A 25,227-nucleotide genomic window follows, 5' to 3' on the forward strand; every position below is an offset into this window, starting at 1 on the left:
CAATTCGTCTCGCTTTCATGGAGACTGTGCCCGCCGATTCCGGTGATTCAACGTAAAAAAGAAGTGGATGGGCATGGCCACCGACTACGACGCACCTCGTAAGACCGACGACGACTCCGAGTCGATCGAGGCTCTTAAAGAGCGTGTTCCTGACAAAATGTCGGGCTCGGTTGACGTCGACGACTCAGACAACCCGGCAAACTTTGAGCTTGCCGGCGCAGACCTTTCTGACCTCGACCTCGATGTGGTTGTTCTGCCTCCTCAGGCTGACGAATTCACTTGCGTGAGCTGCTTCCTGGTGAAGCACCGCTCGCAGGTAGACCACACCACGAAGCTCGGCGCTATCTGCCTGGAGTGCGCAGCTTAACCTCTGCGATCGCTTCAGCAACCAATTCGGGAGTGCGGCTCGACAACAACCAATACGGTGTCGGGTCGCTCTCATCGAGTAGTTCAAGGCGCACGACAGGCGACACCCAGCCTCGAATCATCAACCAGGCCCGCGCATCCAGTCGCTGCCCGCGTTCGAGCGTCGCCTCGGTGCCGTCAAACGTTGTGACCTCTCCGATGATTTCAATCGGAAGGCGAGCACTTCCGGCGCGCAATTCTTTGTCATCAATCGTGATGAGCGGCGCCGACCACAGCAAGAAGCCGACTATCGCGAGATAGAGCACTGCGGCGGTGATGTAGCCGACGGTGATGTTGATCGGCAAGAAGACCAAAATGCTGGCCGGAATGATGAGTGCGGTGCTGAGGTACAGCCACGCGGTGGGCCACAAGCGTTCACGGTAGTAAGTCACTCATCCATTACACACTGATTTTGCTGTGTGCGTTTCGGCGAGTTGGGTCTTCTGCACTAGCCTCGACTCGTGATTGACAACGTAGAGGTGCTTATCTCATCCGGCCAGACGCCGACCTACGCGCATCCTGGAGACGCCGGTGCCGACCTGTATTCGGCGGCAAGTTACTCGCTCGCACCGGGAGCGCGGGAAACCGTTGCTACAGGAGTCTCTATCGCCCTTCCCGATGGGTATGTTGCCTTTGTCGTGCCCCGGAGTGGCCTCGCGTCGCGCCACGGCATCACCATCGTCAACAGCCCGGGAACAGTGGATGCTGGCTACCGGGGTGAAATTCGGGTTACGTTGCTCAATACTGATGCTTCATCCACTTTCGAGATCGAGCCGGGCGATAGAATCGCGCAATTGATCGTTATGCCAGTTTCCCGAGCTCGATTCATCCCCGTATCGACTCTTCCTGGCAGCCATCGCGGTGAGGCGGGCTTCGGCTCGACCGGATTCCGTGCAGAGTCAACACAACAAGGAGCCACGTCGTGAGCGACACTACTGAGACCGAGCAGCCGCAGGATCACCCCAAATCGGCACCGGAGAATCGCGCCACCGATGGTCCTCTCGATGAGAGTGAAGCAAACGCTGTTCGCCCTTACGTCGATCTGGGTGGCGTCAAAATTCTTCCCCGCCAAGAGCTGCACCTTCGCCTTGAGGTGGAGGAAGCGAGCAAGCGCGTCGTCGCCGTGGGGCTTGACTACGCCGGATCAACGCTCCAAATTCAGCCTTTTGCTGCGCCCCGCTCGAGTGGTCTTTGGCATGAGATTCGCCAGCAGATTATCGATCAGGTGCACACGCAGGGCGGGACGACGAAGGTCTCTGAGGGACCGTTCGGCCCCGAGGTTTTCGCTGAAATTCCCGTTGCTGGTAAGCCGGGGGAGAAGCGCATCGCCCGTTTCGTCGGTGTTGACGGGCCACGCTGGTTCCTTCGCGGCGTGATTGCCGGTGAGGCATTGAACAGTGCGGACGCCGCCACCAAGATCGAAGATCTTTTCCGCTCGATTGTGGTGATTCGCGGTAACACCCCGATGCCACCGCGCGACCTCATCCCGCTGCACATGCCGGCGACGGGTGATAAAGAAGCCAAGGCGTGAGTTCGGCTGACGAGCACGAGGGGGAGTCCGGTGCCGAAGGTGCCGGGGTTGAGCCCAGTGTTCGTGAAGCGCTAGCAGCCGCGGCTCGCCGGTCCGCCGTCGGTCAGGTGGCGCCAGGCGAGGCACCAACAACTGGCGCATTGCTTGCCGCGATGGGCGGCATCCGTGGCCTAGTGGAGTCGATTCTGCCCGGCCTCGCCTTTCTGGTCATTTTCACAATCACTCAGGAGCTCGTCGCTTCCGTCGTGGCACCAGTGATTGTTGCGGTGGGCTTCGTTCTCGCACGCCTCATCTCGCGTACCCCGGTATCTTCCGCCCTTGTCGGTGTCTTAGGTGTCGCGCTTTCGGCTGGCCTCGCGCTCATCACCGGACGAGCGGAAGACAATTTCGTGCTCGGTTTCATCATCAACGCTGTTTTTCTTGCCGCCATCATCGTCAGCGTGATTGCTCGACGGCCGCTCGTCGGGCTAATCGCAACGTTCCTCGTGCCGAGCGCGTCGGACTGGTTGGAAGACAAGGCCAAGTTTCGGGTCGCTTTGATCGCCACCGTGCTCTGGGCGGCTCTCTTCGCGGTTCGCCTCGGAGTCGAGTTGCCGCTGTACTTCGCGGAAGCGACGCAGGCCTTGGCTACGGCGAAGCTGCTCCTCGGAGTTCCGCTGTACGCGGGAGTGCTCTGGGTAACGTGGCTCTTGATGCGTACGGCCTACGGACGAAGCGCATCCGAGTAGTTCGAAGTTGTCGCCGTGGCGACCAGTTCGCCGAAACGCCATGGTGTATATTTATCTCGACGTCAAGATACTTTTGGCGCAAGTCGCAGCGCAGTTTCTGCGATTCAGTCTTAGGCTTGCCTTGCTGGATGCAGCGCACGCTCCGCGCAAGGATTGAAGAACCGTAGCAAGGGAGATGACAGTGTCGACAGTCAATAGTTTTGGGTCGAAAGACACCCTCACAGTCGGTTCAGCCGACTATGAAGTGTTCCGCATCGACAAGGTAGCGGGATACGAAAAGCTACCGTTTAGCCTCAAGGTTTTACTCGAAAACCTCCTGCGCACCGAAGACGGAAAGAACGTCACGAAGTCGCAGATCGAGTCTCTCGGATCGTGGGTGCCCAGTGCAGACCCCGACACCGAAATCCAGTTCACCCCCGCCCGCGTTGTGATGCAGGACTTCACCGGTGTTCCGTGCATCGTTGACCTCGCGACCATGCGCGAGGCCGTCGCTGAACTCGGTGGAGACCCCACCAAGATCAACCCGCTAGCACCTGCAGAACTCGTAATCGACCACTCGGTCATTGCGGACCTTTTCGGCTCCGAGAACGCTCTCGAACGCAACGTCGAGCTTGAGTACCAGCGCAATGGTGAGCGTTACCAGTTCCTTCGTTGGGGCCAGACGGCATTCGATGACTTCAAGGTTGTGCCTCCGGGAACGGGAATCGTTCACCAGGTGAACATTGAGCACCTTGCCCGTGTCACGTACACGCGTGAAGTTGACGGCAAGACTCGCGCCTTCCCCGACACGCTTGTCGGCACGGACTCGCACACCACGATGGTAAACGGCCTCGGTGTTCTTGGCTGGGGCGTTGGCGGTATTGAAGCCGAGGCAGCAATGCTCGGCCAGCCCGTATCGATGCTCATCCCCAAGGTCGTTGGCTTCAAGCTCAACGGCGAGATTCCTGCTGGAGTCACCGCCACCGACGTTGTGCTGACGATCACGCAAATGCTGCGCCAGCATGGCGTTGTCGGCAAGTTCGTTGAGTTCTACGGCGAGGGCGTTGGCGCAGTGCCGCTCGCTAACCGCGCAACAATCGGAAACATGAGCCCCGAATTCGGTTCGACGGCAGCAATGTTCCCCGTTGACGATGTCACGCTCGATTACTTGCGTCTCACGGGTCGCAGCGAAGAGCAGGTCCAGCTTGTTGAGGCGTACGCGAAGCTTCAGTCGCTCTGGCACGACCCGAGCGTTGAGCCCAACTACAGCGAGTACCTCGAGCTCGACCTCGCCACGGTTGTTCCGTCAATCGCTGGCCCGAAGCGTCCTCAGGACCGCATTGAGCTCACCAGCGCGAAGAGCCAGTTCGAGATCGATCTCAACAACTACGCATCCATGGACCATTCCAAGGTTGACGCTGCTGTTGAAGGAACCTTCCCGGCATCCGACCCGGTTGGTCTCACCCCGCAGGATGAAGATTCCGCTCACGAGCGTTCCCACACGCACTCCAGTCATGCTCCGTCGACTGCATCGCAGCCGACCTCGGTGAGTGTTGATGGCGGAGACCCCTTCACTCTCGACCACGGTGCCGTTGCTATTGCAGCGATTACCTCGTGCACCAACACGTCGAACCCGTCGGTGATGCTCGCAGCAGGCTTGCTGGCTCGCAATGCAGCGGCGAAGGGCCTCAAGTCGAAGCCGTGGGTCAAGACCACCCTGGCTCCCGGTTCCAAGGTAGTCACTGACTACTACGCGAAGTCGGGTCTCGACGAGTCGCTTGAAGCTCTCGGTTTCTACACCGTTGGCTACGGCTGCACGACGTGTATCGGCAACTCGGGTCCTCTGGAAGATGAAATTTCCGCTGCCATCAACGAGAACGATCTCGCGGTCACTGCGGTTCTTTCGGGAAACCGAAACTTCGAGGGTCGCATCAACCCCGACGTAAAGATGAACTACCTCGCGAGCCCTCCGCTCGTTATTGCCTACGCTCTCGCGGGTTCGATGAACTTCGACTTCGACACCGATGCTCTTGGTCAAGACCAGGACGGCAACGATGTCTTCTTGAAGGACATCTGGCCCGACGCTGCTGAGGTTCAGGCAACAATCGACTCGTCGATTGACCGCGACATGTTCACTCACGAGTACGCGGGTGTCTTCGACGGTGACGAGCGCTGGCAGAACCTGCCGACGCCGACCGGTTCCACCTTCGAGTGGGATGACGAGTCGACCTACGTGCGCAAGCCCCCATACTTCGAGGGCATGACCATGGAGATCACTCCGGTCAGCTCGATTTCCGGTGCTCGCGTTCTGGCCAAGCTGGGCGACTCGGTTACGACCGACCACATCAGCCCTGCCGGGTCGATCAAGGGCGACAGCCCCGCTGGTATCTACCTCGCAGAGCACGGCATCGACCGTAAGGACTTCAACTCTTACGGATCGCGCCGTGGAAACCACGAAGTAATGATCCGTGGAACCTTCGCCAACATCCGCCTCAAGAACCAGCTTCTCGATGGCGTTGAGGGTGGTTACACTCGCGACTTCACCACGCCGGATGCCGCACAGTCGTTCATCTACGACGCGGCTCAGAACTACGCAGCGCAGGAAACTCCGCTCGTGGTTCTCGGCGGCAAGGAGTACGGTTCCGGTTCATCGCGTGACTGGGCTGCAAAGGGCACGAGCTTGCTCGGCGTGAAGGCTGTCATCTGCGAGAGCTTCGAGCGCATTCACCGCTCCAACCTCATCGGAATGGGTGTTCTTCCGCTCCAGTTCCCCGAGGGACAGAGCTGGGAGACGCTGGGACTCGACGGTACCGAGAGCATCAGCATCACCGGTGTCGAGGAGCTCAACGACGACCGCATTCCCAGCACGCTGCACGTCGTAGCGGAGCCAACCGCGCACTCGCCCGAGGGCAAGGCAACGATCGAGTTCGACGCGAAGCTTCGCATCGACACTCCCGGTGAGGCTGACTACTACCGCAACGGTGGAATCCTTCAGTACGTTCTGCGTTCGCTGGTCTAACTAGCGCGTGCGCAAAGGGCGCGCGGGAGGAGCATTTATGCTCTCCCCGCGCGCTTTTTGCGTTGCTGGAGAAGACTGAGGGTCGGCTCAGAACCTCATGCACATTTGTTCACATGGCAATTGAAGGAGCCTAGACTGAACGTATGAACATACTCGAGGGAATCAATGGTCCCCGAGATCTAGACGGTCTCTCTACACAGCAACTTACTCAGCTATCGCAAGAGATCCGCGAGTTCTTGATCGAAAACGTGTCGCGAACGGGCGGGCATCTCGGCCCCAACCTCGGCGTTGTCGAGCTCACTACGGCTATTCATCGTGTCTTTGACTCACCGCGAGATGCTGTGGTGTTCGACACCGGGCACCAGAGCTACGTTCACAAGATTTTGACGGGCCGCAAAGACTTCACAAAACTACGTTCGCAGGGTGGCCTTGCGGGTTACCCGCAACGTTCAGAATCTGAGCACGACATCGTAGAGAGTTCCCACGCCTCGAGTTCACTGTCGTGGGCAGACGGAATTTCCCGCGCCTTCGAAATGACGGGCCAGGGCGACCGTCACGTGGTCGCAGTTGTCGGCGACGGGGCCCTCACGGGCGGGATGACGTGGGAAGCGCTCAACAACATCAGCGACGACAACAGTCGCAATTTGGTCATTGTCGTCAACGACAATGGGCGGTCGTATGCTCCTACCATCGGAGGAATGGCGCACTTTCTCAATAGCGTGCGCACGCGACGGTCCTACCGCTCGCTGCATGGATCGAGCGAGAAATTCTTCGGCACCTTTGGAGGACCGGGAAGAGCGCTGTATCGCGGCATCCGCGGCGGCGCACACGGGTTCCTTTCGCGCTTTAGCAACAACGAAGCTCTCTACTCCAATCTGGACATCAAGTACTTGGGCCCCGTTCACGGCCACGACATCGGCGCGCTCGTCGAGACGCTCGAGCAGGCTAAGTCGTACGGCGCTCCGGTTATCGTTCACGCGATTACCGAGAAGGGCCGCGGCTACGAACCGGCCTTGGCCGACGTCGCGGACCAGTTCCACGCTGTCGGTCAGATTGATCCCGCGACAGGGGAGCCGATCGAAACGGGCGGCGCTGCATCGTGGACATCGGTCTTCTCCGAAGAAATCGTGAAGCTGGCGGATGCCAACCCGCGTCTCGTCGGAATCACTGCTGCCATGCTGCGTCCCACGGGCCTTCATCGCTTCGCTGAAAAGTATCCGGCACGGGTTCACGACGTCGGCATCGCCGAACAACACGCGGTTACGTCAGCAGCGGGACTCGCGTTTGGCGGACTTCACCCCGTTGTGGCGCTTTACGCCACATTCGTCAATCGCGCATTCGACCAGGTGCTGATGGATGTCGCGCTTCACCGCGCGGGCGTCACCTTCGTGCTTGATCGGGCGGGGGTCACCGGCCCCGACGGCGCAAGCCATCACGGCATGTGGGATCTCGCACTACTGCAGGTCGTCCCGAATATCCGTATTGCGGCCCCCAGAGACGCTGCACGCCTGCGTGAGGAGCTCGGCGAGGCCGTTACGGTCGACGATGCACCAACCGTCATTCGCTTCGCTAAAGGCACCGTAGGGACCGAGTACGATGCGCTTCGTCGCACCGATGACGGTGTGGATGTGCTTCGCGAAGACGAGCAGCGCGATGTCCTCATCGTTACGGTGGGATCGATGGCCAAGACTGGACTGCAGGTTGCAGAGCTTCTCGCAGCCCAAGGAATCGGTGCGACCGTAATCGACCCTCGCTGGGTGGTTCCGGTTCCCCGGAGTGTCATCGATTTCGCCGCAGATCACCGCATCGTAATCACGATCGAAGACGGTGTGCGCGTGGGCGGTATCGGAACGCGCATTCGCCAGGACATGCGTGCCCATGGCGTCGACACCGCGGTGAACGAGCTGGGATTGCCAGACACGTTCCTCGATCACGGCAGCCGTGACTACATCCTTAATCAGGTGGGCTTGACCCCCCAGCACATTGCTCGCGATGTTGTCGCCCAGGTGCTCGGCAGCAAGATCCCGATTGCTCGGCCGCTTCTTGAGAGCGACTCCGATGAGTATCGGCTTCCCGCCGAACGCAGCTAGCCGCGGCGCCGCGCGGGTTACGCCGCGTGGAAACTTAACGACTCGAGGCCCTGTTCAGATTCTTTCTGAACAGGGCCTCGGCCGTTATATCGGTAGGGGTGCGCGCCTACTGAACGCCGCGGATGCGCGGGTCGTGGAAGGTGCTGCCAAATGCTCGCTCCGACGCTCCTGCGCGGTCGAGGTAGGGCGTGACTCCACCCATCTGGAACGGGTAACCCGCGCCGAGAATGAGGCAGAGGTCGATGTCTTCTGCCGCAGCGACAACGCCGTCTTCCAGCATCCGATGAATTTCGTCGGCGAGACCATCTTCGATGCGGATCTGAAGCTCTTCCGCTGTCATGGGCGAGTTGCCGCCCTTGACGATCTCGACAGCCTTCTTAGAGACGCCCTTTGATTTGCCCTTGCTGTCACGGTCGAAGATGTAGCCAAGTTCCGCGAGCTTGTGAAGGTTTTTGCTCTCAAAGAAGCGTTCGGGGAACGCCGCATGATGCGTGTCCAGAACGTGGGCGCCGACCTTGAGCCCGACGAGTTCGAGCAACTCGAACGGTGTCATCGGAAGACCGAACGGACGGGTGGACTCTTCAACGACCTCGAAAGGAGTTCCGGTGTCCACTGCGTGCATCGCTTCGCCGAGAACCTTCGCGAGGATGCGGTTCACTACGAAGCCAGGAGTGTCTGTCGTGATGACGGCATTCTTGCGTAGGTTCTTCGCAGTCACCATTGCGGTGGAGAGGGTTTCGTCGTTGGTATGAGGTGTCTTGACGACCTCGATCAACGGCATGACGGCCACCGGGTTGAAGAAGTGGAAACCCACCACGCGTTCCGGGTGCTTCAGTTTGGCACCGATCTGCTCGACAGAAAGTGACGAGGTATTCGTGGCCAAAATAGCCTCTTCGGAGATGTACTGTTCGACCTCCGCGAAGACCGACTGCTTTGCACCGAGTTCTTCGTAGATCGCTTCGATGACCCAATCGCAGTCAGCGAAGTCAGCCTTGTTCGTGGTTCCCGTCACGAGCGCCTTGAGGCGGTTCGTGTCGTCAGAAGAGAGGCGGCCCTTCTCGTGGAGTTTGTCGATCTCCGCATGAATCGCGGCGACTCCGGCGTCGGTTGCGGCCTGATCAAGATCAGTGATGACAACCGGCACCTGCAGGCGGCGAACGAAGAGAAGTGCGAACTGGCGAGCCATGAGGCCGGCACCGATAACACCGACCTTCGTTACCTTGCGGGCGAGTTCCTTATCGGGAGCTCCCGCGGGGCGCTTTGCGCGCTTCTGCATGAGGTTGAAGGCGTAGATGCTGGCCTGGAACTGGTCACCGGAGATCATGTCGGCGAGAGCATTGTCCTCTGCCTCGAAACCAGTCTTCTTGTCAGTGTTCTTGGCGGCCTTGAGAAGTGCAAGCGCAGCGTAGGGCGACTTGGCGACGCGACCAATGCGGTTTGCGAGCATCTTCTCGGCGATACCGATAGCCACATCCCACTTCACCGTGCGTTCGATCTTGCCCGGCTCATTCTTGCGCTTGACCTTCGTGGTGCCAGCGATGACACCATCTGCCCAGCGAATGGAGTCTTCGAGGAAGTTGGCGGGGCCAAACATGGCGTCGGCGATGCCCAGCTCGAACGCTTCGGGGCCCTTGAGCATCCGGTTGTTCTTGAGCGGGTTCTCGATGACGACCTTGAGAGCATTCTCGATGCCGATGAGGTTGGGGAGCAACCACGCTCCACCCCAGCCTGGAATGAGGCCGAGGAAGACTTCGGGCAGCGCAAGCGCGGGAACCGAGCTGTCGATCGTACGGTAGTCGGCGTTGAGGGGAACCTCGACGCCACCGCCCAAAGCGAGACCGTTAATGAACACGAAGGAGGGAACACCCAAGTCGCTGAGTTTGCCGAGCGCCCAGTGACCAAGTTCGGCCATTTGCTTACCGGTTTCGCGGTCAGGGATTTCGCTGACCTTTGAAAGATCGGCGCCCGCAGCGAAGATGAAGGGCTTTCCGGTGACAGCGAGGCCGTGAATCTCGCCAGCGGTGGCGCGTTCCTTTTGCTCATCGAGAACCTTGGCGAACTCGAGAAGAGTGGCAGGGCCAAGCGTATTCGGACGGGTGTGGTCCTTGCCGTTGTCGAGCGTGATGAGGGCAAGTGTGCGGCCCGCTGAGAGCGGAACGTCGCGCACGTAGGAGTGAGTGACTACTTCGTCTTTGGCCAGATCAGCAAGACGTGCAAATTGCTGGGTCATTGTTACTTTGCTCCCTTGTAGTTGGGGTTCTCCCAGATAACGGATCCACCTTGACCGAGGCCGACACACATGGCGGTCAGGCCGTAACGCACCTCGGGGTGCTGTTCGAACTGTGCGGCGAGCTGGATCATGAGACGGACACCGGATGACGCGAGCGGGTGTCCCATTGCGATGGCTCCACCCCACTGGTTGACGCGGGGGTCCTCGTCATCGATGCCGTAATGGTCGAGCAATGAGAGCACCTGAACAGCGAATGCTTCATTCAGTTCGAAGAGGCCGATGTCGTCGATCGTGAGGCCAGCCTTACGCAGCGCCTTCTCGGTGGAGGGGATCGGACCAATACCCATGATTTCGGGTTCCACGCCGGCGTAGGCGAAGCTCACCATGCGCATCTTGGGCTTGAGGCCGAGTTCACGAGCCATTTCGCCGCTAGCGATGATGCTGGCGGTCGCTCCGTCGTTGAGCCCCGAGGCGTTTCCGGCCGTGATGCGGCCGTGCGGGCGGAACGGCGTCTTGAGACCGGCAAGGCCCTCAAGAGTCGTTTCCGGGCGAAGCCCCTCATCGCGAGTAGCTAAGCCCCAGCCGGACTCACTCTTCGTCGCGACAGAGATCAGGTCGGGCTGGATGTTGTTGGCTTCGTACGCGGCCGTGGCGCGCTGTTGGCTGCGCAGCGCGAATGCATCGGCGCGGGCCTTCGTGAGGTGCGGAAAGCGGTCGTGAAGCTTCTCGGCGGTGTTGCCCATGTTGAGGGCTTCAGGGTCAACCAACTTTTCTGCGAGGAAGCGAGGGTTCGGGTCTACGCCAGAACCCATGGGGTGATGTCCCATGTGCTCGACGCCGCCAGCGATCGCCAAGTCATAAGCGCCGAAGGCGATTCCGCCGGCCACGTTGGTGACGGCGGTCATCGCGCCAGCACACATGCGGTCGATGGCATATCCGGGAACTGATTGGGGGAGTCCGGCGAGAAGAGCCGCACTGCGGCCAATCGTCAAGCCTTGATCTCCAGTTTGAGTGGTTGCCGCGATGGCAACTTCATCGAAGCGTTCCTTCGGAATCTGGGGGTTACGCTCCAGAAGTCCGATCATCGCCTTGACGACGAGGTCATCAGCTCTGGTATTCCAGAACATGCCCTTCTCGCCGGCACGTCCAAATGGAGTACGGACTCCATCTACGAATACAATCTCGGTTTTCTCGGCCACAATGCCTCCACTAAATCCTTGGATGTAGCACTGATCATAAGTGGCCGAGTTTAAGGTTAGGAATCCTTTGATTGTTCCTACGACTCGGTATCGACGGAGTCCTCAGGCGTTTGGTTGGCTTCCACAAAGGCTTGCGCAATTGACTGTGCAGATACGTCAAGTTGCCATTGACGTGCTCCGAGGGCGATGAGGGCTTCAGAAATGCTCTCCGTGGAGATTTCTGCGGGCGGGTTCCACGCAACTCGGCGCAGGTAGTCGGGCGTCAATAAGTTCTCAATAGGAATTGACATCTCTTCGGAGAACTCGGTCATGAGCGCGCGAGCAGCTTTTAAGCGACGATCCGCTTCGGGATTCTTGTCCGACCAGACTCGCGGGGGAGGCAGCGTGTCGCTAGCTACGCGCGAGGCAGGAATGTCGGTCGATGCAAGCCCCGCCTGGATGGCATCCCACCAGCGGTCAATCTGGGTGCGGCTTGCGCGCCCGCGGAACTCTTTCAAACTCGACAGCTGTCGCTTCGACTCGGGGAGGACCTTTGCGGCTGCGAGCAGCGCTGAGTCGGGCACGAGACGACCAGGGGCCGTGTCGACTTCTTGCGCGTACGCATCGCGAGCGAGCCAGAGCTCACGTGCCACGGCCAAGTTCTTACCGCCGCGAATCGAGTGAACTCCGCTCAACCGGCGCCATGGTTCGGCTCGTACATTGCTGAGATCGCGTCCTAAGACCGATTCGAACTCTTGGCGGGCGATCTCGCCCTTGCCGTCCTTATCGAGCAGCGCACCAAGCTCTTCGCGAAGATCAACGAGAAGCTCAACATCCAGCGCGGCGTAAACGAGCCACGACTGCGGAAGCGGGCGGGTTGACCAGTCTGCGGAGGAATGTTCCTTCGCAAGGTGAATGCCCAGTAAGTGCTCGACTACCGTTCCGAGACCGACACGGGGAAGACCCGCGATCCGCGCACCGAGCTCCGTGTCAAAGAGGCGGGTGGGATTCAGGCCGACCTCGCGCAAACAAGTGAGGTCTTGAGTGGCCGCGTGCAGGATCCACTCTTCCTCTGCAATGACGTCGTTCAGCTCGCTGAAGTCACCAATGGCGGGCGGATCGAAGAGAAAGGTACCGGCGCCACGTCGAAAGATCTGAATGAGATACGCACGCTGCGAGTAGCGGTAGCCGCTGGCCCGTTCGGCGTCGATACCGATGGGGCCGTGTCCGGCAGCAATGGCGTCGACGGCGGCAAGATATTCGTCCCGATCGTCGATGACATCAACGGGAACATGAGGGGCTTGGGTTGCGGCGTGCGACTCGCCCTCGGGGGCTGCACTCTCGGAGGCGCTACTCACGCCCAGCTCTACGGGCCGACAACATGGTGACTCCTTCAATCGTGGGCGGAAGTCCGGCAAGCATGCAGACTAACTCGCTCCAGCCTTCCACATGAGCAGCAATGTCGAGATCTTGAGGGCTCCAAGAGGCTCGAAGTTCAATTTGTGCGCCGTCGGGCTGCGACTCGAGTTCGCCGAATCCCGTAGAGAGGATGCGAGTAGCGGTGCCGGAAACTTGGTCGTACTTCGCGCCACGGCTATCCAGCGCGTCGACGAGCCAGGACCACGTGACTGAGCTCAAAAACTCATCGACTCCGATGTCAGGTTCGAGCGGCGCTTGGGCGAAGCAGATGATCCTGAACTCGCCCTCCCATGCGTCGGGCGACTCGGGGTCATACAACAGAACGAAGCGGCCGGTGCCGAGGTCAGAGTCTTCACCGTGACGGCTGGGCGTGACATCCGCAGCAAGGGCGAATGACCACGGCGCGATCTGTGTCGGCGCCGAAATCTCGGTAATCGCGAGCTCGGGGCGCAGAGTGGCGGCACGGAGTGACTCGACCGCGGACGCAAATATCGCGGGCGGCGTTGGTCCAGCTGGCGATTCAGGCACGTCAGAAGATTAGGCTTTAGCTGAACAATCGCTAGTAAGGCACGCCGCGCTCTGACGGCTACACGATGGAGGTTTTAGGATGCCGGTATCTTCTCAACTCCGCGTCGCTGCCAAGGTTGTTGGTGGAGTTGCGGTTGCGGCGGTGGCCGCAGCAGGCATCGCTCTGGCCAGTGGCGCTGCGCTATCGGTCTATTTTGCGCGCAGAATCGTGACCCCGCCAGGGATAGCCGACAGCACTTTGCGGGTACTCGCGGTGGGAGAGTCGACGATCGTGTTGTCATCGGCGGCGGAGAGCCGGGCTCCCGGTCGCTTCAGCCTGTGGTTCGCCGACAACTCCGGACTCGCGCGAATTGGTCCGGTGGTTTCGCAGGGTGCCCAATGGGTGGCGCGCGAATTGATTGAGGTAGAGAAGGGCGTGCCGCAGCCGGGCGATAACGCTCGTACTAGTGGGTGGTTCTACGTCACGCCGGCTGGACTCGGACTCGAGTACTCCGAGGTGATGGTTCCCACAGAGTTAGGGCCAGCACCCGCGTGGCTGGTTCCTGCGGCGCGTCCTGCGGCGACGTGGGCCATCCACATTCACGGCCGCGGCGTGCAACGCCCCGAAACGGTTCGAGCCTTGGGCGAGTTCCACGCTGCCGGCGTTACCTCCCTTGCCGTGTCGTACCGCAACGACACAGAAGCCCCCAGCTCGTCCGACGGTCGCTACGGCTTGGGTTCGACAGAATACCGAGACGTTGACGCAGCGATTTCTTACGCTCTCGCGGCAGGCGCCGAACGAATCATCCTCATGGGGTGGTCAATGGGTGGGGCAACCGCCCTTCAAACATTGGTCCGTTCGAGCAACCGCGACACGATCATTGGGCTTGTTCTCGATTCACCGGTAATCGCCTGGGGGCCGACGATGGAGTTGCACGGCGACCTCAACCGCATTCCTACCCCGGTTCAACGGGCAGCCCAGATCGTATTGAACAGCGACCAGGCTCCCTTTCTCGTCGGCATGGAGGGGCCACTCGATATCGCAGAGATGAACTTCGTCAACCGTGCGGATGAGCTTGATCGCCCCATCTTGTTGATGCACAGCGAAGACGACGGCTATGTGCCCGTAGAGCCGTCTCGCGCGCTGGCGGAAGCTCGACCCGACATCGTCACCTACGAAGAGTTCGACACGGCAGGCCACACTCGCCTGTGGAACTACGACAGCGATCGGTGGCTGACCGCGATTCGAGTCTGGCTAGCGGCGCAGCTCGGTGCGGATGCGGCATCCGTTGACTAGCTGCGGCGTCGGCCGGGTCGACCCGACGGTCGCGGCGCCTCGATTTTGGGGCCTCGATTTTGGCGCGCACAGGCGCCTACGCGGCTGCTCTTAGACCGCGGTCTTTAGCCGGATCTGTCGCTTGGCGCGCGCTAGCATGCCGGTCATGCCGCGCAGCCTGAGAGGGCTGACAGCTTGAGAGAGACCGAGGGTCTGCGGAAAGTCATCCGACAACTCGAGCACTTCGGCACTGCTGAGGCCGGAGAGGCCCTGCACCAAGATGGACGCGAAACCTCGCGTCGTGGGAGCCTCAGCTGGCGCAGTAGCAAACATGTGAACGATGTCGTTCTCTACTTCAATGAAGATGAAAACGGGGGACTGGCACTCTTCCACCCGTTCGAAGAGGTCGGGATGGTCGGCGTAGCGCGCCGGCAGCTCCGGAAGTTCATTGGCGAACTCCAGCAGAAGCTGCAGCCGATCCCTCAGCTCGAAGCCAAGAAAGTCGTCTCGAATTTCGGCTAACTGGCTGGGGATCTGCTGCTCACTCACTGCATCAGTCTAACGGGAAGGAACGTCACCCGGCTCAGTGCCGAGAGCGATCGGAACCCGTACAAGGGAACCCCACTCGGTCCACGATCCGTCGTAGTTGCGCACGTTCGGGAAGCCCATGAGGTAGTTGAGAACGAACCAGGTGTGACTCGAGCGCTCACCGATGCGGCAGTAGGCGACGATGTCGTCGCCATCCTTCAAGCCCGCACCCTCGCGGTAGATGGTGTTCAGCTCGCTGAGCGGGCGGAACGTGCCGTCTTCAGCGACAGCCTTCGACCACGGCACGCTCTGTGCGCTCGGGATGTGGCCGGCGCGAAGTGCGCCTTCTTCGGGGTACCCGGGAACCGTTGTGCGCGCACCGCTGTACTCTTCGGGCGAACGGACGTCGATCAGTGGGTTACCGAGGTGGGCGAGCACGTCATCGCGGAACGCGCGAATCACCGAGTCGGAGCGTTCGACGATGGGGTACTCAGTCGGGGTCGGGGTGGGAACTTCGAGGGTGTACTCGCGGCCGTCGGCCTCCCACTTTGCGCGGCCACCATCCATGAGGCGGACGTCTTCGTGACCGAAGAGCGTGAAAACCCACAGGGCGTAGGCAGCCCACCAGTTGGTCTTGTCACCGTAAATCACGACGGTGCTGTCGCGCGATATGCCGCTGCGCGACATGAGCTCAGCGAAGCCTTCGCCATCGATATAGTCGCGTGTGACCGGGTCGTTAAGGTCTGTGTGCCAGTCGATCTTGACGGCGCCGCGGATGTGACCCGTTTCGTACAGAAGTACGTCTTCATCGGATTCGACGACAACGAGTCCGGGTTCGCCAAGGTGTTCTTCAACCCACTGAGCAGACACCAAGCGTTCAGGGTGAGAGAACTCAGCAAATTGGGGGGCTGGGTCGCGTTCGATAGTCATAACTACCTCCGATTGTGGGTGGAAAAACTGGCGCGGGCTTCAAACTAAGCTTGATGGGTCCCTTGCCCAAGAAATTACGCATTCGCCGCTGATTACACCGCGTTGCCGTAACACTGCGAAAAATAACCGAGGCTGAGAATGAGCGCTACTGCGCCTACGACTCCTGAGCGTCTAGTCGATCGTATCCCGTCGTTGACCGGAGCGCAGATGCTCGCCGAACTTGTGCCGCCGCGCCAGTTCACCGGCGCGACTTTAGATTCATATCGTCCCGATCGTGACTACCCCTCGCAAGGCGCAGCAGTCGCAGCCATGCGGCATTTCGTCGCCGGCGCCAAGTCGGGAGGGTTGTTCTCTCGCAAGAAAACTCCTGCAGTAAAACCTGGGGTTTATCTCGACGGCGGATTCGGCGTGGGCAAGACTCACTTGCTCGCGGCGCTGTGGCATCAGATGGCCGGACGAAAGTACTTCGGAACGTTTATTGAGTACACGGCGCTCGTGGGCGCAGTGGGGTACGCGCCTGCTGTGCAACTACTCAAGGGCGCTTCGTTGGTGTGCATCGATGAATTCGAACTCGACGATCCCGGCGATACCCGGTTGATTTCTCGCTTGCTGTCTGAGCTGGTCGCTTCGGGCACCAAAATTGCTGCGACATCCAATACTCCACCTAACGCCCTCGGGGAAGGGCGCTTTGCGGCTCAAGACTTCTTGCGCGAAATCGACTCGCTATCGGCGAAGTTCGAGACCATCCGTATCGACGGGCTCGACTACCGTCGCCGTGACACGGGAGCCCACGCCGTTGCGGTTGCGGATGCAGCGGCGGCTATTGCGACAGCGACCGGTGTGACAACCCTCGATTCCTTCGACGAGCTGCTCAAGCATCTCGCAGGAGTTCACCCCTCGCGGTATGTGAAGTTGATCGAGGGGATTGACGCGGTCGGGCTTACCGGTGTGCACGAGTTTGCTAACCAAACCGACGCGTTGCGGTTCGTAGCCTTTGTTGACCGGCTTTATGACGCACAAGTCGCCATCTATGCCGATGGCACTGCGCTGGATGCGGTGTTCCCAGACGACATGCTTGCTGGCGGTTACAGCAAGAAGTACCTTCGCGCGGTGTCACGGCTAATCGCTCTCACATCCAACACAGCTTGATCTCATTGTTGAGAACCACTCGAACAATTACAGGTTAAGTGTTGTGCGGTGACCCAATGGGCACGAAACTGGTGCGGGGAGGGCAACAGTGACGGCAGATTTTGCGGCGGCGAGCCTAGGGGTGGTCGCGTTGTTCCTGCTGTTGGCGGCACTTATCGTTCTGTACGCGAGCACCTTGCCTGCCGCGACGTGGACCGCACTAACAATCACCTCGCTAGCTTGCGCCGCTCCGGGCGCCGTTGCGTGGTTGGTCATTGTTCCAGCATTGTCCGTCGACTTACGCACGGTGATGATGCCTTCGCTAGCCGCCTTAGGCGCCGTCTGCTGTTTCCTCGTCACGCTGGTGTCGCGAAGTTCTGGCGCGCCGCTGTGGCGGAGCGTTGCCTATAGCTGTGTGTGGGGCATCGCTGTGTATGTCCCGATCGCAGTGCGTACGTTCGAGCCGTTCGGGGCGACGACACCGCTGGGCCTGAGTCCGATCGATCACGGTGGTGCTTTGGTCATGAGCGTCGCTGTCGGCGCCAGCATGCTCGCAGTGCTCGTCGTGGAGCGGCGTTCTCTCATCCGTGGCGCCCGTAAGTCCGTTCCCGTTCCAGCTGGCATCGCCGCGCTCGTTCTCGCCGTGCTGGCCTGGCTGGCATGGCTTGTGGGTGCCGAGTTCGCCTTCGACGACGTAGTGGGCCTCATCCTGGCGAATGGGGCCGTAAGCGCGAGCTTTGGCGCGTTGGGGTGGTGCATCGTGCAGCTGATCAACCACGGCACGATCAGACTGAAATCCCTGGCCGGTGGTCTCATAAGCGGCCTCATTGCGGTCTCTGCCGGCGCACCGTTGTTCACTCCTGTTTCCGCGGCCGTCGCTGGCTTTATTGCGGGCGCCGTTGCGTGTGCATTTACTGTGCGCAAAGGGTCGCCTTTGGGGAACCAACTTCGGTTTCTGGTCAACACCCATCTCATCGGTGGGAGCATCGGCGTCGTATCGCTTGGTGTATTGGCTACAGGTTCGGGGTTCCTGTTCACCGGTCAAACTTTCATCTTTGAACAGCAGCTTCAGAGCGTGCTCGCCTCAGCGGCCTTCGCGTTTGTTGTCTCGTCGCTCGTGTGGTGGCTCTTGGGCCGTGTCGGGCGTCGCAGCGAGGTCGTTGAGCCGCGCATCCTCGCCAAGAACTGAACGCGTCAGCAGTGTTGCGCCGGCAACCGCGGCGGGCATAGCGAGCACGGCCCCGAAGGGAATCAAGAAGACCACGTAGGTCGCTGCCCCTAGCCCCAGGGCTCGCGCGCGTGACGCTCGCAGCGTGCGCCGCCGAGCCGTGAGGTGGAATCCACGGGACTCGAAGGGGATGTTGCTGAGTTCGACGACCAGCAACCATCCCCCCAGGAGCGCGCCAGCGGTGGCTGCGATGACTCCGCCTGCAATGGGGATGAATCCCAATGCGAACACGAGGACAGCGAGTCCCACGGTGGGGATCAACACCCGTAGTCCTTCCCCGATTCCACGACGGAGGTCGCGCCAGAAGCCTTGAGGCTGTTGTTCCGGGGGAGCACCGTGTGTGGCGTCCACGTGGGTGGCGATCAATCGGTAAAACGAGTCGCCCACCATCAACGTGACCGTGGTGTACGTGTTCAGGATGACGAGGATGCTCGCCACGATGAGAGCCAGCCCCGCCGCGAAGTGAGTGGCAGCCTGGGCGACTTCACCCCATTCGCGGGCGAAAGGAGTGATTGATACGGCGATGACCTCAATGTTCACGATCAGGGCAACGAGCACGGCTATCGCGGCGATGCCCACGATGGCGGCAGGGATCATTCCCAGCAACATCAGCCGAGGGGCGGTGATCCAAATTTGAAATCCGCGAAAAAGAAATCCGACGCCCGAAAAAAATTCTCGTAACACAGATGCGCGACGTGGAGAGAGAGCTGACATTCCTCAAGGCTACCGGGCGGACCACAGGGCAGAGCCTCGAAAATCCGGGGATTTCAGCCGTAAATGAAGAGAAAGAACGGTGGGCGATACCGGACTCGAACCGATGACCTCTTCCGTGTGAAGGAAGCGCGCTACCAACTGCGCCAATCGCCCGCAGTGCAATCTTTGCATATCTCGACGACACGCTCGCGGCCGAATTGGAACTTCGCGCACTCTTCGTATACAGTCATCTAGCACGCGAAAACGGGTAACCGAATAGCTTGCAAATGCGGATGTGGCGCAGTGGTAGCGCATAACCTTGCCAAGGTTAGGGTCGCGAGTTCGAATCTCGTCATCCGCTCGAATGAGAAGTGTCAGCCTCGCCGGCACTTCTCATGTGCGGTGGAGTGGCCGAGAGGCGAGGCAGCGGCCTGCAAAGCCGTATACGCGGGTTCAAATCCCGTCTCCACCTCGTAATGAGTGTTCAGCCGGTTCGCCGGTTGGTGTTTATAACTAGGTTTTTCTAACTAAATAGCATGAGCGATTGGCGCAGCGGTAGCGCGCTTCCCTGACACGGAAGAGGTCGCTGGTTCGATCCCAGTATCGCTCACAGATGAAGCCCCGGTTCGCCGGGGCTTCTGCTTTTTAACCGCGCGAAGGCTATTCCCCGCGGGAACGACGGATCACTCTCCAGCGTGGCTCTCCTCTGAACGCCGCACATGCGTAAATATGGGCGCATGGGGAAAACTCGCACGCCGTCGAAACAAAGCGAAGCCTTCGTAAGGCTTCTGCCCGACGAGCGGCTGGCAACGCCCGCGCAAATCGCTGAGGCGCGCGATGTGAAGGCGCGCTCCGGCGTTCACATCGATCAGACTTTGGCGAGTCGCGGTTATCTCAACGACGCTGCGCTGGTCGATGTGATTTCACGCGTGTGGAGAATCGAGCGCGCCCAGATGGCTGAGATTGACGGGGAGTTCGCGCGGCAGCGCAGCGGGCAGCTGTACATCGCCGAAAACTGGATGCCCCTGCGTGAACTCGCCGACGGACGTGCCCTCGTTGCGACAGCTCGTGTTCCCGACGATGAGCGAAGCGAGCATATTGCCACGACCCTCGGCCGAGACGTGGTGTTCGTAGCGGCAACATCCGCTCAGATCTGGCACGCGATCCTGGATGTTTTCGGCCCGGCGATCGCCGATCAAGCGGCGAATGAACTGTGGAACAGAAATCCGGTGCTCTCAGCCCGAACCGTGGCCTCCCGCGGACAAAAGGTTGGGCTCGTCATCCTCCTGATCGTGTTCGTAATTGCGCTCGGGCTGTGGCCAGCCGCCACCGTCATCGCGCTGATCGCCATCACTAGTCTCGTCTTTCTCGCAGGCACTGCCTTCAAGTTTTTCATCTCACTGCGTGGCGCTCGCTTCGACCTCGTCGAACGAGTCTCAGATAGTGAAGTCGACGCACTCGATGACGACGAACTGCCGCGGTACACCGTACTTGTGCCGGTCTTCAAAGAGGCAAATATTGTCGCGCAGCTCGTGAAGAACCTGGGCGATATCGATTGGCCTGCGAACCGGCTCGAAGTTTTTGTACTCATTGAGGAATCCGACGACGAAACGAGAGCAGCCTTCGAGGCGAGCTCTCCTCCCGACCATTTTCAGATAATCACGATTCCGGCTGGGCATCCGCAGACGAAACCACGCGCCTGCAATGTGGGGCTCTTCTTCGCCACGGGGGACTACCTCGTCATTTTCGATGCCGAAGATACGCCTGAACCTGATCAGCTCAAGAAGGCGTACATCTCGTTCCAGCGCGGTGGCGAGAAGACCGTTTGTGTCCAGGCCGCGTTGAACTACTTCAACGCCAGCGAGAACGTGCTCACTCGGATGTTTTCCCTCGAGTACGGCTACTGGTTCGACTACATGCTCTCCGGTTTGGACTCGCTGGACCTACCCATCCCGCTCGGCGGCACATCGAATCATTTCCGCACAGAAGCTCTCAAGAGCTTGGGAGGTTGGGACCCGTACAACGTGACGGAGGATGCCGATCTGGGAATCCGTGCCAGTGCGCTGGGGTACCGCGTGGGAGTCGTCAATTCGGCAACCATGGAGGAAGCGAACAAGTCGATCCCCAACTTCATCCGGCAACGCAGCCGCTGGATCAAGGGGTACATGCAGACAACGTTGGTGCATGCGAGGCGCCCGCGCGCCCTAATGCGTCAGATCGGATTCTGGCGCTTTTGCAGTTTTGTTCTCTTGATTGCAGGCACCCCGGCAACGTTCTTGGGTGTGCTGCCTTTCTACATTCTTACGATGCTGTCGTTGGCGTTGCCCACTGATTTCGTCGCTCAGTTCTTCCCGGTGTGGTTGCTCTGGGTCTGCTTCCTCAACTTCATTATTGGAAGTTCAGTCATGGTCTATTTGTCGATGATGGGGCCGTACAAGCGGGGAACTTTCGCGCTGGTGCCGTGGGCGCTGTTGAACCCGCTGTACTGGATTCTGCATTCAATAGCGTCTTACAAGGCGCTGTGGCAGCTCATCACGAAGCCGCATTACTGGGAGAAGACGGAGCATGGCCTGACGAGCCAGTCCAACCATGAGTGAGTCGTCGACCAATACCCGGGCGCTTCGAATCGCGACCCGACCGCCGCGCACGCGCCTCGATGCGTGGCCGCGCCGTACGCCTAGACGGTGGATGCTCCGCGGCGTGTTCGCGCTGCCTTACGTGATCTTCGCACTCGTCGTTTTCATTCTGGGGGCGACTGATTCTCCGAATGCCACTCTGGTGGACCGGGCTACACAGATTGACTGGGACCGAGCGGATGCTCAGTGGCTGGGCGATATCTTCCCGCCCATCAGCACTCTGCTTGCCGGTTTCGTTCCCGGTGGCGCGCTCACGCTTTCGATCATTGGTGCGCTCAGCGCGGGAATCTTCCTGCAAAAGCTCATCGAGATTATGGTCCAGCGACGCTTCGCGCGCTCAACAATCGTGATCTTGATGATGGCACTTGCCCTCAACCCGCTCTTCTTCTACAACGCGACACAAAACTATGCGGCATTCTTGGGTCTCTTGCTCTTCGGCTTGGGGCTCTCGCATATCGTGCGTTTCATCACGTGGGGAAACACCGAGTCTGGCTTTCGCACGGGGATCTATTTCATGGTCGCGGTTCTCACCGACATCACTGCCCTCGTCTACGTCACGGCAGCGGCCCTTTCCGCTCCGTTCCTGCGGCATCGTCGCGCTGGAGTTGTGGGCGCGCGCCGGGCGAATGCGCTCGTCATTCTTTACCCGGCTGCATCCGCACTGCTGTCGCTCGCTGCGCTCAATGCACTCTTCTTGGGGCGCCCCTTCGCTGGCGCCACGCAAACAGCGTTCACGGGCTTCGGCGATCGACTCATCGTCGTAGCGGAGTTCTTCTCTACAGTCGAGGGCATGATCGTGATCGCGCCGCTCGTGAGCGCGTGGATGGTCGCCCTGATCGTGCGTCGGCCGGGCGCGATCATCATCTCGACGCTCGTGTTTGCTGCCTTCATCGTCGGCTTCGCGCTCGGATTGCTTCCCAGCGGCTCGACAGGGAACATTTTCATGGCGATGACCCTTCTGGCGATCGCGCTCATCCCGACGGCACGCACGGACAGGGGAACACTAATGATCGCCTTTGTCGGAATCTTCCAGTTGGCAGTCGGTTGGGCGACCGCGCTCACCAGTACGGCTTTCGCTCAGTGGCTCAGTCAAATCTTTGGCGGCTAGCGGCAACGGGTGACACGGGTTCGCTCTGAACGCCGCTAAAGTTGTTGTGTGAGTAACACTGGATTTGAGCTATTTACCGACCGCAACGTCGTCGCCATGCGCGTCAACGGTGAGTTGAAAGATCTCGCCGCGACAGTAACTGACACGGATGAGGTCGAGGCTGTCACTATCGACTCGCCCGATGGGCTCAACATCCTTCGTCACTCGGCCGCCCACGTCGCGGCTCAGGCTATCCAGACGATCAACCCGCAGGCCAAGCTCGGTATTGGCCCGCCCGTTACCGATGGTTTCTACTACGACTTCGACGTCGAGGAGCCGTTCACGCCGGAGAACCTCAAGGCCATCACCAAGGCGATGGACCGCATCATCCGTCAGGGCCAGCGCTTCCAGCGTCGAGTCGTGACTGAGGCTGAGGCTCGTGCCGAGCTCGCTGACGAGCCCTACAAGCTTGAACTGATCGGTCTCAAGGGCTCTGTCGATGACAGCGAAGTGGATGGCGATAACGAGTCCGTCGAGGTCGGTGGCGCCGAATTGACGATCTACGACAACGTTGACGGCAAGACCGGTGAGGTCTACTGGAAAGACCTGTGCCGTGGCCCGCACCTTCCCAATACCCGCATGATCGGCAACGGGTGGTCGCTCACGCGCACTGCTGCCGCCTACTGGCGCGGCTCTGAGAAGAACAAGCAGCTTCAGCGCGTGTACGGAACGGCATGGCCGACCAAGGACGAGTTGCGTGCCTACCAGGCGCGTCAAGAAGAGGCACTCAAGCGCGATCACCGCAAGCTGGGCGCCGAACTTGATCTGTTCTCGTTCCCCGACGAAATCGGTTCTGGCCTCGCGGTCTTCCACCCCAAGGGCGGCATCATCCGTCACGAGATGGAGGATTACTCTCGCAAGCGCCACGCGCAAGAGGGCTACTCCTTCGTCAACACCCCTCACATCACCAAGGAGGCGCTGTTCGAGACATCGGGCCACTTGGGCTGGTACAAGGACGGCATGTTCCCGCCGATGCACCTCGACGAGGCTCGCAACGACGAGGGCGAGATCACGCGCCAGGGTGCTGACTACTACCTCAAGCCCATGAACTGCCCGATGCACATCCTGATTTACCGGTCGAGTGGTCGTTCGTACCGTGATCTGCCGATGCGTTTGTTCGAATTTGGCACCGTTTACCGCAACGAGAAGTCGGGCGTTATTCACGGCCTCACGCGCGTTCGTGGTTTGACCATGGACGACGCGCACATCTTCACCACGAAGGAGGGAATGAAGCAGGAGCTCACCAACACGCTCAACTTCGTTCTCTCGCTGCTGCGCGACTACGGCTTGACAGACTTCTACCTTGAGCTTTCTACCAAAGATCCCGAGAAGTATGTCGGCGATGATGACATCTGGGATGAAGCAACGCGAACCCTCGCTGAGGTCGCTGAAGAGTCAGGCCTTGAGCTCGTACCTGACCCGGGTGGGGCTGCGTTCTACGGCCCCAAGATTTCAGTGCAAGCGCGCGATGCCATCGGCCGCACGTGGCAAATGTCGACCGTTCAGCTCGACTTCAACCTGCCTGAGCGATTCGATCTGGAGTACACAGCGGCAGATGGTTCGCGCCAGCGCCCCGTAATGATCCACCGTGCGCTCTTCGGATCGATCGAACGCTTCTTTGGCGTTCTCACCGAGCACTACGCCGGCGCTTTCCCCGTCTGGCTGTCGCCTGTTCAGGTCGTCGGTATCCCGGTTGCTGAAGCGTACGAAGAGTACTTGGGTGGCGTGATCGACCAGCTCAAGGCCCTCGGTGTTCGCGCTGAGATGGATGCCTCGAGCGAGCGTATGCAGAAGAAGATTCGTACGCACACCAAGTCGAAAATCCCGTTCCAGCTCATTGCCGGAGAACAGGATCAGGCTGCGGGTTCAGTCAGCTTCCGTTTCCGTGATGGAACCCAAGAGAATGGCATCCCAATTGCGGATGCTGTTGCACGCATTACTGACGCGATCGCGACGCGAGCGCAGGTTTAGTTCGTGCACGACTACGACGGTTCTGAGTTGCCCGCGGGGGAGTCGAGTTCTGACTTCGCCGCGGTGCCCGACGCTTTTCAGCGTTTGTGGACACCGCATCGCATCGCCTACATCACGGATCAGACGCAACCGGATAAAGACGACTGTCCGTTCTGCGTGGCGCCAACGTTCGATGATGAGAAGGCGCTCATCGTTGCGCGGGGAACGCACGCCTACGTGCTGCTGAACCTGTTTCCCTATAACAGCGGTCACCTTCTGGTGTGCCCGTACCGTCATGTGCCGCTCTACGACGAGGCGACTGACGAGGAGACCGCTGAGATCGCGTCTCTCACCCAGACCGCCATGCGAGTGCTACGCGAGACCTCCAAGGCTCACGGCTTCAACATCGGGATGAACCAGGGCGCGTTGGCTGGGGCAGGCATCGCTAACCACTTGCACCAACATGTTGTTCCGCGGTGGGCTACAGACTCCAATTTCTTCCCGATCGTGGCTGGCACCAAGGCGATTCCGCGACTGCTCGGTGAGGTTCGGGACGAACTCGCGAAAGCGTGGCCGACGAACCACTGAGTTCAAATTGGCTGCATTCTTTTGGTGGCTCCGGTCT

The 25,227-nt window shown here is 60.0% G+C and carries 21 protein-coding genes and 4 tRNA genes; 16 read left to right on the top strand and 9 right to left on the bottom strand.

Going from position 1 to position 25,227, the window contains the following annotated elements; genetic code table 11:
* The first annotated feature begins 73 nt into the window (after positions 1–73).
* Positions 74–367: a DUF4193 domain-containing protein gene (locus tag CLV85_RS07300; protein ID WP_100389298.1), complete on the top strand. Its 294-nt coding sequence runs from the start codon at positions 74–76 to the stop codon at positions 365–367.
* Here the strand turns inward: CLV85_RS07300 and CLV85_RS07305 are convergent.
* On the bottom strand, positions 342–797 hold the full coding sequence (locus CLV85_RS07305) for a DUF3093 domain-containing protein (RefSeq protein WP_100388884.1): 456 nt from the start codon (positions 795–797) through the stop codon (positions 342–344). The two genes, CLV85_RS07300 and CLV85_RS07305, sit on opposite strands and share 26 nt — an antisense overlap.
* 69 nt (positions 798–866) lie before the next feature.
* Here CLV85_RS07305 and dut point away from each other — a divergent pair, with 69 nt between their 5' ends.
* The 5 genes from dut to dxs all read left to right on the top strand — a co-directional run bounded on the left by dut (position 867) and on the right by dxs (position 7,752).
* Positions 867–1,331 carry a dUTP diphosphatase gene (gene dut / locus CLV85_RS07310; RefSeq protein WP_100388885.1) on the top strand — a complete coding sequence of 155 codons (465 nt, stop codon included), beginning with the start codon at positions 867–869 and terminating at the stop codon, positions 1,329–1,331.
* Positions 1,328–1,936 (top strand): DUF3710 domain-containing protein, encoded by a 609-nt coding sequence (locus CLV85_RS07315; protein WP_100388886.1) that lies wholly within the window; start codon positions 1,328–1,330, stop codon positions 1,934–1,936. Before dut ends, CLV85_RS07315 begins: the two co-directional genes overlap by 4 nt.
* Entirely contained in the window at positions 1,933–2,664 is a 732-nt protein-coding gene (locus CLV85_RS07320) for a DUF3159 domain-containing protein (protein WP_100388887.1), read from the top strand. The genes CLV85_RS07315 and CLV85_RS07320 overlap by 4 nt, the downstream gene beginning before the upstream one ends.
* Before the next feature lie 181 nt (positions 2,665–2,845).
* Positions 2,846–5,662: an aconitate hydratase AcnA gene (gene acnA, locus CLV85_RS07325; RefSeq protein ID WP_100389299.1), complete on the top strand. Its 2,817-nt coding sequence runs from the start codon at positions 2,846–2,848 to the stop codon at positions 5,660–5,662.
* A 143-nt stretch (positions 5,663–5,805) separates the two neighbouring features.
* Positions 5,806–7,752 carry a 1-deoxy-D-xylulose-5-phosphate synthase gene (dxs, locus tag CLV85_RS07330; RefSeq protein ID WP_100388888.1) on the top strand — a complete coding sequence of 649 codons (1,947 nt, stop codon included), beginning with the start codon at positions 5,806–5,808 and terminating at the stop codon, positions 7,750–7,752.
* 106 nt (positions 7,753–7,858) lie between these two features.
* Here dxs and CLV85_RS07335 read toward each other — a convergent pair whose 3' ends face one another.
* The 4 genes from CLV85_RS07335 to CLV85_RS07350 form a co-directional block, all read right to left on the bottom strand.
* Positions 7,859–9,982, bottom strand: a complete 2,124-nt coding sequence (locus CLV85_RS07335; protein WP_100388889.1) for a 3-hydroxyacyl-CoA dehydrogenase NAD-binding domain-containing protein — start codon at positions 9,980–9,982, stop codon at positions 7,859–7,861.
* Between the two features lie 2 nt (positions 9,983–9,984).
* Complete coding sequence (locus CLV85_RS07340; protein ID WP_100388890.1) at positions 9,985–11,181, bottom strand: thiolase family protein; 1,197 nt, start codon at positions 11,179–11,181, stop codon at positions 9,985–9,987.
* 77 nt (positions 11,182–11,258) lie between these two features.
* Positions 11,259–12,518 carry an HRDC domain-containing protein gene (locus CLV85_RS07345; RefSeq protein ID WP_100388891.1) on the bottom strand — a complete coding sequence of 420 codons (1,260 nt, stop codon included), beginning with the start codon at positions 12,516–12,518 and terminating at the stop codon, positions 11,259–11,261.
* The gene (locus CLV85_RS07350; protein WP_100388892.1) at positions 12,511–13,107 is read right to left on the bottom strand and encodes a DUF3000 domain-containing protein; all 597 of its coding nucleotides are present in this window, start codon (positions 13,105–13,107) and stop codon (positions 12,511–12,513) included. Before CLV85_RS07350 ends, CLV85_RS07345 begins: the two co-directional genes overlap by 8 nt.
* Positions 13,108–13,186: 79 nt before the next feature.
* Here CLV85_RS07350 and CLV85_RS07355 point away from each other — a divergent pair, with 79 nt between their 5' ends.
* On the top strand, positions 13,187–14,383 hold the full coding sequence (locus CLV85_RS07355) for an alpha/beta hydrolase family protein (protein WP_100388893.1): 1,197 nt from the start codon (positions 13,187–13,189) through the stop codon (positions 14,381–14,383).
* Between the two features lie 90 nt (positions 14,384–14,473).
* On the opposite strand, the gene CLV85_RS07360 is transcribed toward CLV85_RS07355, so the two are convergent.
* Positions 14,474–14,911 (bottom strand): SufE family protein, encoded by a 438-nt coding sequence (locus CLV85_RS07360; RefSeq protein ID WP_100388894.1) that lies wholly within the window; start codon positions 14,909–14,911, stop codon positions 14,474–14,476.
* Between the two features lie 9 nt (positions 14,912–14,920).
* Positions 14,921–15,820, bottom strand: coding sequence for a sulfurtransferase (locus CLV85_RS07365; RefSeq protein WP_100388895.1), 900 nt, complete (start codon positions 15,818–15,820; stop codon positions 14,921–14,923).
* Positions 15,821–15,958: 138 nt separating this feature from the next.
* Between CLV85_RS07365 and zapE the strand changes: the two genes are divergently transcribed.
* Both zapE and CLV85_RS07375 read left to right on the top strand, forming a co-directional pair.
* Positions 15,959–16,969, top strand: coding sequence for a cell division protein ZapE (gene zapE / locus CLV85_RS07370; RefSeq protein ID WP_100388896.1), 1,011 nt, complete (start codon positions 15,959–15,961; stop codon positions 16,967–16,969).
* Positions 16,970–17,378: 409 nt separating this feature from the next.
* Positions 17,379–18,137, top strand: coding sequence for an ammonium transporter family protein (locus tag CLV85_RS07375; RefSeq protein WP_240033564.1), 759 nt, complete (start codon positions 17,379–17,381; stop codon positions 18,135–18,137).
* Here CLV85_RS07375 and CLV85_RS07380 read toward each other — a convergent pair.
* Both CLV85_RS07380 and CLV85_RS07385 read right to left on the bottom strand, forming a co-directional pair.
* The gene (locus tag CLV85_RS07380) at positions 18,033–18,890 is read right to left on the bottom strand and encodes an EI24 domain-containing protein (RefSeq protein ID WP_100388898.1); all 858 of its coding nucleotides are present in this window, start codon (positions 18,888–18,890) and stop codon (positions 18,033–18,035) included. The genes CLV85_RS07375 and CLV85_RS07380 overlap by 105 nt on opposite strands.
* Positions 18,891–18,970: 80 nt before the next feature.
* Positions 18,971–19,043: transfer RNA gene (locus CLV85_RS07385), tRNA-Val, on the bottom strand.
* A gap of 115 nt (positions 19,044–19,158) precedes the next feature.
* Here CLV85_RS07385 and CLV85_RS07390 point away from each other — a divergent pair.
* The 7 genes from CLV85_RS07390 (at position 19,159) to CLV85_RS07420 (ending at position 25,190) form a co-directional block, all read left to right on the top strand.
* Positions 19,159–19,230 (top strand) — tRNA-Gly (locus CLV85_RS07390).
* Positions 19,231–19,270: 40 nt separating this feature from the next.
* Positions 19,271–19,341, top strand: a tRNA-Cys gene (locus CLV85_RS07395).
* A 66-nt stretch (positions 19,342–19,407) separates the two neighbouring features.
* Positions 19,408–19,479, top strand: a tRNA-Val gene (locus CLV85_RS07400).
* A gap of 127 nt (positions 19,480–19,606) precedes the next feature.
* Positions 19,607–21,466: a glycosyltransferase gene (locus CLV85_RS07405; protein WP_229820238.1), complete on the top strand. Its 1,860-nt coding sequence runs from the start codon at positions 19,607–19,609 to the stop codon at positions 21,464–21,466.
* Complete coding sequence (locus CLV85_RS07410) at positions 21,459–22,613, top strand: hypothetical protein (RefSeq protein WP_147433358.1); 1,155 nt, start codon at positions 21,459–21,461, stop codon at positions 22,611–22,613. Before CLV85_RS07405 ends, CLV85_RS07410 begins: the two co-directional genes overlap by 8 nt.
* Before the next feature lie 96 nt (positions 22,614–22,709).
* Positions 22,710–24,623, top strand: a complete 1,914-nt coding sequence (thrS, locus tag CLV85_RS07415; protein ID WP_229820478.1) for a threonine--tRNA ligase — start codon at positions 22,710–22,712, stop codon at positions 24,621–24,623.
* A gap of 3 nt (positions 24,624–24,626) precedes the next feature.
* A complete protein-coding gene (locus CLV85_RS07420; protein ID WP_100388901.1) occupies positions 24,627–25,190 on the top strand; it encodes an HIT family protein in 564 nt (187 codons plus the stop codon).
* The last annotated feature ends 37 nt before the right edge of the window (positions 25,191–25,227 follow it).

The sequence above is a fragment of the Salinibacterium amurskyense genome, from assembly GCF_002797685.1.
GTDB lineage: Bacteria > Actinomycetota > Actinomycetes > Actinomycetales > Microbacteriaceae > Rhodoglobus > Rhodoglobus amurskyensis.